The organism is bacterium, assembly GCA_035281585.1.
Classification (GTDB): Bacteria; UBA10199; UBA10199; order DSSB01; family DSSB01; genus DATEDP01.
The window spans coordinates 1-13,830 of the sequence record DATEDP010000154.1 but is presented as its reverse complement, the minus strand read 5'-3'; the positions used below and the strand labels follow the sequence as shown (position 1 = coordinate 13,830).

At 60.2% G+C, this 13,830-nt stretch carries 12 protein-coding genes and 1 tRNA gene; 6 read left to right on the top strand and 7 right to left on the bottom strand.

All coding sequences use genetic code 11. From position 1 onward, the window contains the following. The first annotated feature begins 54 nt into the window (after positions 1-54). Together VJR29_13770 and VJR29_13765 are read left to right on the top strand one after the other, a co-directional pair. Complete coding sequence (locus VJR29_13770) at positions 55-1,296, top strand: hypothetical protein (protein ID HKY64472.1); 1,242 nt, start codon at positions 55-57, stop codon at positions 1,294-1,296. Positions 1,297-1,408: 112 nt separating this feature from the next. Continuing rightward, positions 1,409-3,190 (top strand): hypothetical protein, encoded by a 1,782-nt coding sequence (locus tag VJR29_13765; protein HKY64471.1) that lies wholly within the window; start codon positions 1,409-1,411, stop codon positions 3,188-3,190. Here the strand turns inward: VJR29_13765 and VJR29_13760 are convergent. The 3 genes from VJR29_13760 to VJR29_13750 all read right to left on the bottom strand — a co-directional run bounded on the left by VJR29_13760 (position 3,180) and on the right by VJR29_13750 (position 8,053). Further along, positions 3,180-4,106 carry a bifunctional riboflavin kinase/FAD synthetase gene (locus VJR29_13760; GenBank protein HKY64470.1) on the bottom strand — a complete coding sequence of 309 codons (927 nt, stop codon included), beginning with the start codon at positions 4,104-4,106 and terminating at the stop codon, positions 3,180-3,182. The two genes, VJR29_13765 and VJR29_13760, sit on opposite strands and share 11 nt — an antisense overlap. 3 nt (positions 4,107-4,109) lie before the next feature. After that, the gene (locus tag VJR29_13755) at positions 4,110-6,887 is read right to left on the bottom strand and encodes an MXAN_5808 family serine peptidase (GenBank protein ID HKY64469.1); all 2,778 of its coding nucleotides are present in this window, start codon (positions 6,885-6,887) and stop codon (positions 4,110-4,112) included. A 143-nt stretch (positions 6,888-7,030) separates the two neighbouring features. Continuing rightward, a complete protein-coding gene (locus tag VJR29_13750) occupies positions 7,031-8,053 on the bottom strand; it encodes a flippase-like domain-containing protein (GenBank protein HKY64468.1) in 1,023 nt (340 codons plus the stop codon). 170 nt (positions 8,054-8,223) lie between these two features. Here VJR29_13750 and VJR29_13745 point away from each other — a divergent pair, with 170 nt between their 5' ends. From VJR29_13745 to VJR29_13730, 4 genes are read left to right on the top strand one after another with little or no spacing between them, the layout of a single operon-like run. Continuing rightward, positions 8,224-9,039 (top strand): CDP-alcohol phosphatidyltransferase family protein, encoded by an 816-nt coding sequence (locus tag VJR29_13745; protein ID HKY64467.1) that lies wholly within the window; start codon positions 8,224-8,226, stop codon positions 9,037-9,039. Beyond that, on the top strand, positions 9,039-9,689 hold the full coding sequence (locus tag VJR29_13740; GenBank protein ID HKY64466.1) for an HAD hydrolase-like protein: 651 nt from the start codon (positions 9,039-9,041) through the stop codon (positions 9,687-9,689). The genes VJR29_13745 and VJR29_13740 overlap by 1 nt, the downstream gene beginning before the upstream one ends. Then, positions 9,680-10,438 (top strand): NTP transferase domain-containing protein, encoded by a 759-nt coding sequence (locus VJR29_13735; protein ID HKY64465.1) that lies wholly within the window; start codon positions 9,680-9,682, stop codon positions 10,436-10,438. The genes VJR29_13740 and VJR29_13735 overlap by 10 nt, the downstream gene beginning before the upstream one ends. Positions 10,439-10,486: 48 nt before the next feature. Beyond that, a complete protein-coding gene (locus VJR29_13730) occupies positions 10,487-11,401 on the top strand; it encodes a radical SAM protein (GenBank protein HKY64464.1) in 915 nt (304 codons plus the stop codon). Positions 11,402-11,553: 152 nt separating this feature from the next. On the opposite strand, the gene VJR29_13725 is transcribed toward VJR29_13730, so the two are convergent. The 4 genes from VJR29_13725 to mazG all read right to left on the bottom strand — a co-directional run. Then, positions 11,554-11,638 (bottom strand) — tRNA-Leu (locus VJR29_13725). Positions 11,639-11,761: 123 nt separating this feature from the next. After that, on the bottom strand, positions 11,762-12,604 hold the full coding sequence (locus VJR29_13720; GenBank protein HKY64463.1) for a hypothetical protein: 843 nt from the start codon (positions 12,602-12,604) through the stop codon (positions 11,762-11,764). Continuing rightward, the gene (locus VJR29_13715) at positions 12,601-12,942 is read right to left on the bottom strand and encodes a hypothetical protein (GenBank protein ID HKY64462.1); all 342 of its coding nucleotides are present in this window, start codon (positions 12,940-12,942) and stop codon (positions 12,601-12,603) included. Before VJR29_13715 ends, VJR29_13720 begins: the two co-directional genes overlap by 4 nt. A gap of 88 nt (positions 12,943-13,030) precedes the next feature. Then, positions 13,031-13,830, bottom strand: an 800-nt coding sequence (gene mazG, locus VJR29_13710; GenBank protein HKY64461.1) for a nucleoside triphosphate pyrophosphohydrolase, incomplete at its 5' end; no start/stop codon positions are given.

Sequence of the window (13,830 nt, the reverse complement as noted above, 5' to 3'; positions counted from 1 at the left end):
GCCATGGCGGGTTCCTCTCGGAACAAGCCGCGCTTCGACGCGGAGATGAGCTCCTTGCCCAAAAAATTGGAGAAAATGAACGAAGCGCAGCTCCAAACGGTCGTCAAGCAGATCGTGACCCAGATCATAGAAAATCCGCTTCAAGCCGGAGATGGCGAAGCCCTCAGACCTTCCGAGCTGATCAAGAAACAGCGGCTACGGCTTAAAGCCAGCTTGGATGTCCTTAAAAGCATCCATCCAAGAGAAGGGGCCGCCCTTCGCGCGGCCACTTTTTCCGCCTTGTTGAGCATGCTCCAGGCGGCTCCCGCAGGCTGGATGGGGGGAACCATCCGCAAAGAAATCCATCGCGGCCTTCGAGAAGCTTACACTTCGGAAGACGCCGTCGCGTTAGTCGGTCAGGCCTCGAAAATCATGGCCCAACTCGTGAATAACGACCCGATCGCCCAAGATTACCTTCAATTCCTGCGAAAAAATTTATCACTGCGGCAGCGCAAGGTCTTCATGGGGAATTTGATCACGGAAGCTCGAAGTCTCACCGAAGAAAATCAGATCAAGGCCGTCCTGGCCGTATTGATCGATCAAATGCCGGATGCTGTCTCGCTTTTAAGGGATGGTGATGCCGCCCCGCCGGGCTATTTCCCGTTTTTGAGGGAAAAACTGCCGCCGAAGCAGTTAAGAGTTTTGACACAGGCCTTGATCGAGGAGACCGCAAAACTGCCCGAAAAAACGCAAGATAAAATCATCGCGGAAATCGAGATGAATTGGACGGCGATGAACCGGCTGGAGCGAGACGTTATATTGGCGGGACTCAAGCCAAAAGCCGGGAGCTCGCCGACGAGCAAGCTTGCCGAACTCTATTTCGACCTTCAATGGCAGGTGGAATCGAGAAACCCTCCCGTCAACTCCGCCTTGCGGTCCGTCGGCAAAAGAGTCGCCCTCGACGAAGACATCGTCCACTATCTGCTTGAGGCGCCGGCTAAGCTCGATTCCGAGCCGGTCTCCGGAATCCAAGAAAAACCCACCACCCGCCCTCCGGCTCCTAGTCATCGGCCATCGGCTAGCCCCGGAGCCGTCGCCATTTGGGGCCGAAAGTTTGAATTCAACCCGAAGCTGGTCGGCCCCCATGACATGACCGAGATTTCTGGGATGCTGGCAAGCTGGTCTTCCCATAAAAAGCCGCCCTCAATCGTTGGAAAGGCCTTGATCGGAGTCCGGGACCGTCATCCGGATGCGGAAATTCGCCGGCGGGCTGCCGAGATCATTCAGACCCATGGCTTGGATGCCACCGATAAATAAGTCCGCAACTTACCTGGGGGTTCGGCGAAATAAAGCCATATAATCCAAGGGGCTCGGGTCTCTTCGTTCTCCGTGCGGGTGTGGCACGGGGCCGCGGCGGGACTTTCTTTACATGCAGGCGGCACGTCTTTCTCATTCGTCTTCGACAAATCTCGATCTTTCGCCGGCGCAACGGCGCGAGTATCTCTCCTTGCAAAAGGAAAAGGACCCCGAGCTGCGCGACCAGGCCTTGCTCGCGCTGGCCGGCCGGCTGGAGCGGTCGAAGCGCTTCAGCGCCGCGGCCCAAATCTATTCGGAGCTGCAGCAGGGCGCTTCGGAGGTTTCGGATCGAGCTCGCGGCCGGCTTCAGGCCTTGGCTGGATCGGGAAGCTTCGGCGCTCAGACCGAGCTAGCCCTTAATCAATTGGTGGACGGCATCGCCGATCCCGCAGCCTTGACGGCGATGGGCGCGGCCGGCGCCGCCTTCCGAATCGTCCGCTTAGCGGCGCTGAGCCGGCTGATCGCGGCTCCCGGCGCCGGGCTGCTCACCCGCGGTGTCGGCGCCCGCGGTTTGGCTTCGAGCTTGGCCTTTGCCGCCGAAGGCTCGGTCTTTCCGGCGGTCCATGGTTTGGCGGCGCGAGCTTTGGGCGCGGCGCCGGAGTCGACCGGCTTCGGCGAACAAGCTCTGGCCAGCTATTGCGTCCTGGGCGGCCTGCGGGCGGCGACGCTGGTCGGCCGCGGCCTGAGCGGCGGCTTGACGACGGGGTTGGGCGGGAGCCTCCTTCAGCAAGGGACCCTATTCGGCGGCATCCTGCTTGGGTCGAGCCTGGAAAAATCCCTCGGCTTGAAAGCCGAGGCTCCTTGGTCTTCGACCCTGGCCCAATCGTTGGTGACCTTGCTGCATTTCAATGCCGCCGGCTCGCTGTTCCGCAGCTTGAGCGGCTCGCGCTTTCAGGCTTGGGAAAAGGGCCTGGACCTCAGGATCCAAAACTTGGAGAGCGGCTTGCCGGCCGGTTCTTGGCTGAACCTCAACAATCGTCAGCTGGCCCCGGCCGAAGGCTTGGTTTGGAAGATGGCCGATGGGGAAAAGAGCGACAAGCCCGCGCTTCGGGGACAAGTTTCCCAAGCGCCGGCATCGGGCAAGGCTCCGGCTTCGGCTCCGGTTTCGGGGCCGGCGGCCAAGGTTGAGGAGGTTTTGGAATTCTTCGGAACCTTGGAAGTCACCACCAATTTGCTGAAGCAACATTCGTCGATCATCACCGCCCTGGGCAATGGCAATGTCCGCCTGAAAATCATCCAGAGCAGCGGCGGCTGGCCGAGCGGCTTTCTCGCCCATTTGGCCAAGTACGTCCAGTTCCACCTGGTCCGGCGAGGCTTGGTCGAGAGCTCCGGCCAGACTTTGACGGTGGAGCTTTTCGGCGGCGGGAAAACCAATCAAATCGTCCGGCTCAACAAGGTTGCGGGTGAATACGTTTTGGCCAACGACTCGAAACCGCCTCCGCCCCGCGAGCCCGGGGCGAGTCCCTTCGTGACCGCCACCAATATTTTGAAAGGAACGCCGCCCGAAGCGAAGGCGAAACCCGAGGCGACGAGGCAGGCCCAAAATTCCCCGCCAAGCTCCGAGCATTCTTGGCAGCGCTTCGAACGGGAGCTGAAGACCGAAGTCAACTACATCCGCCAAGGAATGGGCGAACGCGAGGCTCGCTTGGTTTTTCGCGAGAATTATCCGGCCGATTTCTTCGAATCCCGCAAGAATGAAATCGCCAAGCGCCTTCAGGAAAGAAGCGCCAACATGATGGTTCCTTTGGGATTCAGGGTGATTCTCCAGATCGGCGAGGCCGAGGGCGCCCGAGAGGTGGTCTATATCAAGCAGATCGGCGGTTATCGGAGAGAGGATTCCAAGTCTAAGCGTTAGCCAGGAATTCCTGGGCCTGCCGGATGTCGGCCCGGATCTGCTGGATCAGGTCGGCGGCCGACGCGAAGCTCCGCTCCTCGCGGAGCCGCTTGACGAAGTGGAGCCGCAGCTTTTTGCCGTAGAGGTTGCCCTTGAAATGCAGCAAGTGGGCTTCCAGGCTCAAGGCGCTGCCGCCGAAAGTCGGGTTCTGACCGAGGTTGGCGACCGCTCGGTATTTCCTCCTTCCAACCTGAGCGAAGCAAGCATAGACGCCGGTCGCCGGCAGGAGCTCATTCCCGGTCTTGAGGTTGGCGGTCGGAAAACCGAGGCCGGCTCCGCGGCCGGCTCCCCGAATCACCGTTCCATCGACGAAGAACCAGCGGCCGAGCAAGTTGGCGGCGAGCTCGACCTCGCCCTTGGCGACGAAGGCCCGGATCTGGGTCGAGCTGATCAAGGCCTCGCCCTCGAGCTGGGCTTCCAGCACCCGGCAGAAGACGCCGGCTTCGGCGCAGAGCCGCTCCAGCACTTCGACGGTTCCGCTGCGCCGGCTGCCGAAGGTGAAGTCGTAGCCCACCACCACGCCCACGGCGTGGAGCCGCTTGAGCAAGATTTTTCGGAACCATTCCTCGGCTCCGAGGTGGGCGAACTTCAGGTCGAAGGGTTCGACCACCGCCGCGTCCAGCCCGGTTTTATTCATCAGCTCCAGCTTTTGCTCCAGGGTGTTGATCATCGGCGGCGCCGCGACCTGGGAGAGAATTTTCACCGGATGAGGGTCGAAGGTGTAAGCCACCGAGCGGCCCTTGACCCGCTTGGCCTCGCGGATCGCGAGCTTGAACATCTTTTGATGAGCTTGATGGACGCCGTCGAAATTTCCCAGGGCCACGACCGGGTTCTTGGTCGAGGCGGGGAAAGTTGAGGAAGAGCGGTAGACCTTCACGGCTTACTCTTGGCGGATGTAGAAGCTGTGCCGGGTGCTGAGGTCGTTCTTGTCCCGGGCCAGGATGGTGATGAGGTTATTGTCCTTCTCTTTAAGCGGCAGCTCGGCCTCGAAGTTGGCGCTGGTCGAGGCGGCGGCGCCGTCGGGGAAGACCTGGAGGTAGGCTTTGTAGTCGCCGACGTAGACCGAGATGTCCTTCAGGCCGGAGGCATCCTCGGCCTTGCCGCTGACCTTGATCTTTTTGTGGCCGGTATGGGACGGCTGGCTCTCCGGCGTCAGGACGATGCGGGGTGCGGTCTCGAAAGAGCTCAATCCGGGAACGGCTTGGCCCAGCGGGAATTTCAGCTTGTCGCCCAGGACCTCCATGGTTTCCTGGTCGCTGACCGAGAGCTCGAGCTCGACCTTGTCCTTGGTGAAGCCGCGGCCGACCGTGAAGTTCAACGCGCCGGCTTTTTCGCCGCCGGCCGGAAGCTCGTCCAGCTTTTCCCGGCCCTTGCCGATAAAAATGCCTTCGCCGTCGAGGTTTTTGAGGTTGAGGACCGTCTTCTTGCTCAAGCCCGGCCCCTCATTTTTCACCTGGACCTTGAGCGAGGACTTGGCGCCGGCTTCGATCTTATGCTTGTCAGCGCCGCGGACCTCATCGGTCACGTGATAGCGGTAAGCGAAGGTCGGGCGGGGCAGGGGCTCGGTGACGACGACGGTTTGGAAATTCTCCGGCACCTTGCCGTTGCCTTCACGGAAAGCGAAGCTGACCTTGTCCTCCCGGCGCAGCGCCGCCGCCGGGATCTTGATCGGCACGGTCCAGGTCCGGGTTTCGCCCGGCAGAAGCTTGCCGAAGATGAACTCCCGGTTCTTGAGCATGAAGTTCTCGCTCTCGGTCGAGGCGATGAGCTGGTGGAAGGCTCCGTCGCCGACGTTGCGGATCTTCAGCTCCAGCTTGACCTCTTCACCGGCCTTCAGGACCTGACCGGCCGAGGAAATAATGTTGAAGGTCACCTCGGCCTCCGGCTTTCCGTCACTATCCTGCTTCGACCAATCGATGCCGATGCCGGCCAAGGCATCTTGAATCTTGCGGTCTTCTTCCTGGGAAGTGGGCCCCAGCAGCTCCTTGGCGGTTTCGAGCATCTGCTTGCGCTTGGGGTCGGAGCTGCGGCGGAGCAATTGGGAGGCAAAGCGGATCTGAAAGTCCTCTTCGATCTCGTTGCTGTAGGTCGAGCTGTCCTCTTCGCCTTCCTCGCCGTCGCCCTTCTTGGCTTGGTAGAAGCCGAGGGCGTAGGTCGGCTTGGAGGTGTTCTTGAACTTGTTCTCGAGGTGCTTCTCGAGGTCTTTTTCACCGAAGGTCTGGCTTTCGATCAGGTCGACCTTGTCCTTGCCGACGCTTTCCGGGGTAAGTTGAATGTCGGGCGTGATGCCGACCGACTGGATCGACTCGTTGCCCGGCGTCAGGTATTGGGCCACCGTCATCTTGAGGGCCGAGCCGTCCTTGAGCGAATAGACCGACTGGACGCTGCCCTTGCCGAAGGTCTGGTTGCCGATGACGACCGCGCGGTCGTTGTTCTTCAGGGCGCCGGCGACGATTTCCGAAGCCGAAGCCGAGCCGTCGTTGACGATCACGACGACGGGGTAATCAGGCTCGGTGTCGGAGCCGGTGGCCTCGTCGACCTCGAGGACCTGGTTGTTGGCGCCGACGGTCAGCACGATGGTGCCCGAGGTCAGGAACTTGTCGGCCATGTCCACCGCTTGGTTGAGCAGGCCGCCGGGATTGTTCCGCAGGTCCAGGACCAGGCCTTTGAAGTTCTTGCTGCGCTCGCGCATCGAGCGGAGGTGCCGGGCCATTTCCCGCGAAGTCTCTTCCTGGAAGCTTTTCACCCGCAGCACCCCGATGTCGCCCTCGGGCGCCGCCAGGAGCTTGGACTGGACCGATTCGATTTTGATGTTGGCCCGGGTGAGGGTGAAGTCCATCGGAGCCTCGGCGCCCTCGCGGGTGACCGTGATGCCCACGCTGGTGCCGATCTTGCCGCGCAGCCGCTCCACCGCCTCGGTCAGGTCCATGTTGATCGAGGCCTCCTCGCCGATCTTGATGATCTTGTCCTTGGGCTTGAGGCCGGCCCGGGCCGCCGGGGTGTTGGGCAGGGGCGCGATGACCGTCAGCTCGCCTTCTTTCAGGCCGATGACGATGCCGATGCCGCCGAACTCGCCCTCGGTTTGGGTCTTGAATTCGGTGAACATCTTGGGCGGCAGCAGGGCCGAGTGGGGATCGAGCGAGTCGAGCATGCCGTTGACCGCGGCGTACTGCATGTCCTCGAACTTGACCTCGCCATGGTAGTTGGCCTCGACGAAGGCGAAGACGTCTTGGATCACCGGCAGGATATCCTCGGCGCCCTTCATCGAAGGCAGGGCGAAGCTCTTCTTCTTGCCCTCGACCTCGACGGTGAACTGATTGGAGTTGTCGGGAAAGAGGACCAAGATCTCGGGGACGTTGCGGGAGAGGCCGAAGAGCGATTCCTTGAGCAGGTTCTTGGGGCCCAGGGCATCGGTGTCGTAATAATTCTTCACCAGGTAGCGCAGGGTCTGGCGGAAAGTCTCGGCCCGCGAGAACTCGGTGCTCTTGGCCGGCGCCTCCGGCGTTCCCACCACCGCCGCCGGCCCCGGCTGCTCGCGGTATTCCTTGAAGCGCGGGTAGAGCAAAACCGCGGCCGCCAAAAGCGAAAAGAAGGCGAGAATTTTGAGAAGACGGGATTTCAAAGGGTCGACCTGAAAGGAAGCATCCGATATATTCATGAATTCCCTTAATTTTTGCCGTGAACCGGGTGGTTGAGTCAAGCCCGATCCTAGACGGTCATCCTGAGGAGCGAAGCGACGAAGGATCTATGACCTCCTTGGTGGGTAGGAGATCCTTCGCTGCGCTCTGGATGACAAGGCTTTTACGCCTCAATTCCGGTTCCCGGTCTTGGTCTTTCCCCGCCGCGCATTCGCGCCATGATGACGAAGCCGGCCGCGGTCCAAAACAGCATTCGGGTGCGCCGGACGATCTGGATCGAGGTGCCGACCGCCGGATCCAGCTTGAGCAGGGCGAAGATGCCGGCAAAGGCGCCTTCCATGACCCCCAAGGTTCCGGGAACGAAGACGAAAACCATATTGATGATCACGGTGACCGAAGCCAGCAAATAGGCGTCGAGCCAAGCCAGCGGATGGCCCAGGAAGCGGGCGGCCAGGTAGAGCTCGGCCACGCCGCAAAGCCGGCCGAAAAAGTGGAGGGCGAAGGCCGCCAGAAAGCCTTTCCGATTCATTTTATAAAAACGCGAGATATGGCCGTCGATTTCGCGGACCTGGTTTTCGGTTTTTTCGGAAAAGGTCTTCTTGATTCGAAGCTTCTTCAAAAGGTCGAGGATGAAGGCGAAGAGGCCCTCGTGGGAGCGGTAATACAGGAACACCGAAGCCCCGACAAAAATCAGCAGGACCAAGGGCAGGCCGATCTCGAGGGTCGGGGACAGGGGGAATTTCACCAAGGTGATGACCACGCCGATCAGCATGAAAAGGGCGATGGCGAGATTGTTCAGGGTGCGGTCGACCACCACCGAGGCCGTGCCTTCGGTAACCGGGATGTGATCCTTCAGCATCAGGATCCGGGCCGGGTCGCCGCCGCCCCAGCTGAGGGGCGTGATGCTGTTGATGGCCTCGCCCGCGACTTTGATTTTGAGAATGTCCCAGAGCCGGACCCGCCGGGAGAGGTTTTTCAGGAAGATTTCCCAAGCCAGGGCATAGGCCAGGTACCAAAAGAGGCTGACCAGGAGAATCCAGCCGAAATTCCAGCCGACGGTCCTCAAATATTCCAGCAAGACGGCGGGTTTGAGCCGAACCACCAGGTAGACGAAGAGGGCGAGGCCGAGGAGGAAGAAAAACTGCCTTAAACGCCGCCGAGATTGAGGGGAGGCCAGGAATTTCATGAAGTTATAGGGGTGGCTCTTAGCCGAAACAGGCCCTCCAAGGATAGCCAAAAATGCGGCGGTCACTCCGCTTTTGCCATTGACACCGAATTGCCATAAACTTATAACCGCCTGATTATCTTGGATAAAATAAATTGACGCATCCAGATAGAGAAGGGTCAGGACTCTTTATGAGGCAGATCGGCGTTCCTTTGAAGTGGATCCAGCTCACTCCCAGTGAGAAGGCCTGCTGCGAGAAGATCCTCACCAACACCGACGCCTGGATCGCCCGCAACGTCAACAAGCGGATCTCGATGCCGGTAAGTATTTACTTAGCTCGGGCCGGCATCACTCCCAACCAGATCACCTTCTTCAACCTGCTCCTCGGTGTTTTGGCCGGGCTGGTGGCCTCCTTCGGCGGCTATCAAAATCTGGTCTGGGGCGCGGTCCTCTTTCAGCTGGTTTCGATCATCGACGGTTGCGACGGCGAGGTCGCCAAGCTCAACCAGAAGGCGACCCGCTTCGGCGCCTGGTTCGACACCATCGGCGACAACCTGGCCTTCGTCCTCTTCATCACCGGCGTGACCTTCGGGCTTTATCGCGAGACCCATGCCCTTTGGATCGTCAACTTGGCCAAGCTTTCGCTCTTCTCCTTCGCCATCTTGCTCTGCATCATGGTCAGCTACCTGATCCAGGCCAAGAACAGCTCGGCCTCGCTGGTCACCTACGAGAAGGAGGTCGTCAGCGCCTCGGCCAAGAAGCAGAATCCCTTCGTCTCCAAGCTGGTGCACTACGGCAAGTTTTTGGTGAAGAAGGACTTCTTCGCCTTCCTGTTCTTTGTAATGGCGGTTGTCGACCTGCCCGAGACCATCGTGGCCTTCTCGGCCCTGGGCACCACCGCCGTGGCCCTGGTCCTGACCGGCATCACCTTCAAGCGCCGCCGCGCCGCCAAGGCCGCGGCCGCCCAAACGGTTCCCGCCGAAGAGCCGACGGGGGTCGCCCCCTAATGGATCGCCCGCCAAGCAAATCGGTTTGCGTCTTCGATTTCGACGGCACCCTGGTCGATTCGATGAGCGGCTTCGCCGACTTGGCCGCCGAGCTGATGGCCGAGCATTTCGGCCTGGACCGCGAGCCGGCCCGCCAAGATTATCTCCGCACTTCGGGGCTGCCTTTCTTCCAACAGCTGGAGTCCCTGCGCCCCGGCGATCCGCGCAATGCCGGGGTGGCCGAACGCTTCGAGGCCGCCAAACAGGCCGAATACTTCGAGCGGCCTTTCTTTTCCGAAGTTCCGGCCGCCATCGACGAGCTCCAAGGGCATGGCATCCGGGCGGTGGTTTCCTCGAACAACGGCCAGGAAATCGTCGAAGAGTTTTTGCAAAAAAAGCCCCGGCCCCGTTTCGATTTGGTTCTGGGCTTCAGGAAAAATTTCGCCAAGGGCCAAGCTCATTTCGACAAAGTGCTGGAGCACTTCGGGCTTCAGGCCCGAGACATGCTTTTCGTCGGCGACTCGCTCCATGACGCCCAAAAGGCGGCGGAATTCGGCGTCGACTTCGTGGGACGGATCGGGACTTTTTCGGCCGCCCAATTCAAGACGGTGCATCCCGAGCTGCGGACCATCCGCGGGCTCGATGAATTGACGAGGGTTCTATGCAGGTAGTTCTGCTCGCCGCGGGCATGGGTCTTCGACTCGGCCATCTTACCAGGGCTCTTCCCAAGGCGATGATCCGCCTCCAAGGCAAGCCGCTGATCGACCACACTTTGCCGCGGCTCCTGGCCAACCGCCGGGTCGAGGAAGTCATCGTGGTCGGCGGCTTCGAGCATTCGGCCCTGGCCGAGCATTTGGAGCGCGCTTACGCGATCTTCGGCGACCGGCTGCGGCTGGTCGAGAACCGCCATTTCACCAAGGGCAACCTCTACACGATGGAGAAGGCCTTGCCCTATTTGAGCTCTTCCTTCCTGCTCTGCAACGTCGACCACGTCTTTTCGGAATCGACTTGGTCCTTCATCTTGCAAGAGCGCGAGGGCAGCCGCATTTTCTGCGACTTCCTCCGGCCCCTGGCCGAGGACGAGATGAAGGTCCTGCTCTCGCCCGAGAAGCATCTGCTGCAGATCTCCAAGACCCTCGAGGTCTTCGACGCCGGTTATGTCGGCCTGACCTACGTCACCGCCGACAAGATCGAGCTCTACCGCGAGTCGCTGATCGAAACCGCTTCGATCTACGGCGAAAAAGCCGTGGTCGAGAATATCCTGCCGGTGATGGCCGGGCAGAACGAAGCGATCGGCGTCGTTCCCTTCGACAAGCACCGCTGGCACGAGATCGACACCCGCGAGGATCTCAGCAAGACCGAAGCCGCCTTGGCCGCGCTCGAGGCCGACGAGAATTCGGCTGTCGAAACCCAAGGTTAATCGCTATTTACAGGCCCTCCCGCCGATGCTAGGGCTGATCCCTTTATCATGGCCCTGTCCGCTCTCGATCGAATCCGATATTCGCCCTGGTTCACCCAATTGGTGGTGATCCGGAGGTGCAATTTGAGCTGCGCCTATTGCAACGAGTTCGACAGCAGCTCCGATCCGGTTCCGCTCGAGACGTTGAAAGCCCGGGCCCGCAAGCTGAAAGAGCTTGGCGCCTATTCGATCAACCTCACCGGCGGCGAGCCGACGATGCATCCCGGCCTGCCGGAGCTGATCCGCTATTGCCGCCGCGAGCTGAAGTTCCTCAACACCTCGATGATCTCCAACGGCTTCTATTTGAAGAAGGAGCTGATCGAGACCCTCAACGAAGCCGGGCTCCAGGACATGCAGATCTCGATCGACGGGGTGAAGCCCAACGACATGACGGTCAAGGTCCTCGACAGCCTCCGCAAGCGCTTGGGCTATTTGAAGGAATTCGCCAAATTCAACGTGGTGGTTTCGGGCGTGATCGGCTCCTGCCCGCCGGAGGAGACCTTCGAGGTCATCTCCTACGCCAAGAATATGGGCTTCAAGCCCCGGGTGCTGCTGATCCACGACAAGGACGGTCAGGTCAAGCTGAGCGCCGAGGAGCTGGCGGTCTTCGAGCGGATCAAGAAATTGATCCCGCGCAGCTTTCCCGAGTTTTCCGATTATCGCTATGAGATGATCCGGACCGGATCGGCGCCGTTCAAGTGCCGGGCCGGGAGCCGCTATCTCTACGTCGACGAGAACGGCCTCGTCAGCTGGTGCTCCCAGACCCGCGACGCCTTCTCCAAGCCGATCCTCGACTATACGCCCGAGGATCTGAAGCGGGAGTTCTACACCTACAAATCTTGTCAGGACAAATGCACCTTGGGTTGCGTCCGCTCGGCCAGCCAAGTGGATAACTGGCGGCGCCAGGACAAGCCGGCGGCTTAATTCCCTCCCCTTTGTAAGGGGAGGGCTAGGGAGGGGAAGAGAGCTCCGCGCTATGCAAGATCGTTGCGTGCTGCCAACGTTCTACCTCCCCCCGGCCCCCTCCTTACAAAGGAGGGGGAACAAAAAACGCCGCAATTTCTTGCGGCGCTCTGTGCCGGTGGTCGGGGTCGAACCGACATGGGCGCGAGTCCCACACGATTTTGAGTCGTGCGCGTCTGCCAATTCCGCCACACCGGCGAATTCCTTCAAATACGGGCGGCTTCCCTAACCGGATTGAACCAGGCTTGTCTAGATCTTTAGTAGCAAGGGGCTTTAGCCCCGCGAATGCTTCTCAGGCGGGGCTAAAGCCCCTTGCTACTTTTATGAAGAAGGCAAATCCAGAGATTCGACTTTATAGCTCAACAAGCCCCGCATCCACGAGAGAGGAAGAAAGAGGGCCCGGGCGGCCGAGCTCGGCGGCGCGACCTCCACCTCCAAGACCAGCGGGTTCTGCGGGTTGTCCAAGACCACGATCTTGGCCAGGGGGCTCACCGCTTCGAGGGCCTCGACCTCCACCAAGACGCCGTTCACTTTAAGGGCGTAGTCCCGCGAGTCGTCGCTGACCTCCCACTGGAGGTCTTGGGTCTTTCGCTCCGGCCGGGTGGCCAAGCCTTGATTGTATGCCGCCAAGCCATGTTCCAAAATCGGCAGGCCCTGGGCCGGCCCGAGGAGGGGGTTATCCACAAGTCCCAAATCGTATTGGGTTTTGCCCTCCTTTTTCAGCTCGGAGAAGGCCTGGTCCGAAAGCCAGACCCCGCTGGAGTTGGACATGAATAGTTCGCCGCCGGGCCAGAAGAGGGGGAGGGTCATGCGCCGCGAGCCGACGGTGTTGGCCAAGATCATCTTGCCGGAGTCGGCCGCGCTGGGTTGGGACTCGGTCGAAGGCCCGCCCATTTTCCAGGTAAAAGATAATCCCTCGGCGCCGCTGGGATTCTCGATTCTCAGCTTTCGGATCCAGGGGCCCTTGCCGGCGGCGAGCTGGCCCTCCTCGACTTGGCGTTCCTGGGCGATGGCGATCTCCAGGCCCTGCTTGAGGCTGAAGCCTCGGCCTTGAAGATCGGAGGATTTTTTTCCTTCCGAAACAGAAGGTTGACGCTTGCAGGCTGGAGTAAGGCTTAAGGCCGTGAGGCTAAGCGCGAGAGCGATGGCTTGGCGGAAGTTCATGGGTAGCTCCTCTTGGGGGGGCTTAAGAGCAGATCGACTATCGACAAAATCCAGATGGCGGCAAGGCCCAAAAGCAAAAGGGTCAAAATCCGATGGTCCATCCGCCAAGCCTCGGCCAAGACCGGAAAGGGATTGAGCTGAGGCGGCCGCCGGGTTCCCTGGATATTGGCGAGGGCAAAAACCATCGACAGATAACGAGCGATCGCCCCGGTGACGAGGACAAGGGTTAGCCCCATCATCAGACCGCCCTTGAGCCTCTGTCCCAAGTGCCACTGACCGGCGCCGGGGATCACCAGGGCGCTCAAAAAGAGCGGCAGCCATTTGCTTTCGGGTCGCATGATTAAAAAATGAGCAATCTGCTATTCGGGACCGATCCTCGCTTCGGATGCTCGGACAAAAGGGCTATTCACGAACTTTTCACAGGTTTTAAACAGAGCCTGTGAACGACTTCGCCTCTTGCCAGAGTCTGTCCAATTCCTCGGCCTCGCAATCGGGTAAAATTTTTCCGGCGGCGGAAATTTTTTTCTCCATGTGCTCGAAGCGGCGCTGAAATTTCTGTGCGCTTTTTCGCAGAGCTTCTTCGGGATGGATTTCGAGGAAGCGCGCGACTTGTGCCAGCGAGAAGAGAAGGTCGCCGAATTCTTCCTCGATCTTTTTCAAATCGTGGCGTGATATTTCTTCACGGAGTTCTTGAAGCTCTTCCTCGGTTTTCTTCAGCACGCCCTCGAGGTCGGGCCAATCGAAGCCGACCCGCGAGGCTTTGGCGCCGAGGCGATAGGCCCGGGCCAGCGCCGGCAGCGAATCGGGAACTCCGGCCAACAGCGACTCGCCGGGCTTCTTCTCCTTGGCCTTGATCCTTTCCCATTGCCGCAGGGCCTCGCCGGCTTCGGTCACTTCGCCTTCGGCGAAGACGTGCGGGTGGCGGCGGACCAATTTTTCCACCAGGTGCCGGATGACTTCGTCGACGGTGAAGGTTTTTTCTTCCTTGCCGATCCGGGAATGGAAGACGACTTGCAAGAGCAGGTCGCCCAGCTCTTCCTTCAAATGTTTGGTGTCGCCGGAGTCGATGGCGCCGATGACCTCGTAGGTTTCCTCCAAGAGGCAGGGGATCAGCGAGGCCGGAGTCTGCTCCTTGTCCCAGGGACAGCCTTGGGGGCCGCGCAGCTCATCCATCACCTGAAGGAGTTTTTCGAAGAGTGCGCCGGAGGGGAGGTTTGGGAGGTCGC

Coding starts and splice junctions, on each gene's coding strand:
- VJR29_13765 (HKY64471.1), top strand. CDS start 1,409: ATGCAGGCGGCACGTCTTTCTCATTCGTCTTCGACAAATCTCGATCTT.
- VJR29_13755 (HKY64469.1), bottom strand. CDS start 6,887: ATGAATATATCGGATGCTTCCTTTCAGGTCGACCCTTTGAAATCCCGT.
- VJR29_13750 (HKY64468.1), bottom strand. CDS start 8,053: ATGAAATTCCTGGCCTCCCCTCAATCTCGGCGGCGTTTAAGGCAGTTT.
- VJR29_13745 (HKY64467.1), top strand. CDS start 8,224: ATGAGGCAGATCGGCGTTCCTTTGAAGTGGATCCAGCTCACTCCCAGT.
- VJR29_13740 (HKY64466.1), top strand. CDS start 9,039: ATGGATCGCCCGCCAAGCAAATCGGTTTGCGTCTTCGATTTCGACGGC.
- VJR29_13735 (HKY64465.1), top strand. CDS start 9,680: ATGCAGGTAGTTCTGCTCGCCGCGGGCATGGGTCTTCGACTCGGCCAT.
- VJR29_13730 (HKY64464.1), top strand. CDS start 10,487: ATGGCCCTGTCCGCTCTCGATCGAATCCGATATTCGCCCTGGTTCACC.
- VJR29_13720 (HKY64463.1), bottom strand. CDS start 12,604: ATGAACTTCCGCCAAGCCATCGCTCTCGCGCTTAGCCTCACGGCCTTA.
- VJR29_13715 (HKY64462.1), bottom strand. CDS start 12,942: ATGCGACCCGAAAGCAAATGGCTGCCGCTCTTTTTGAGCGCCCTGGTG.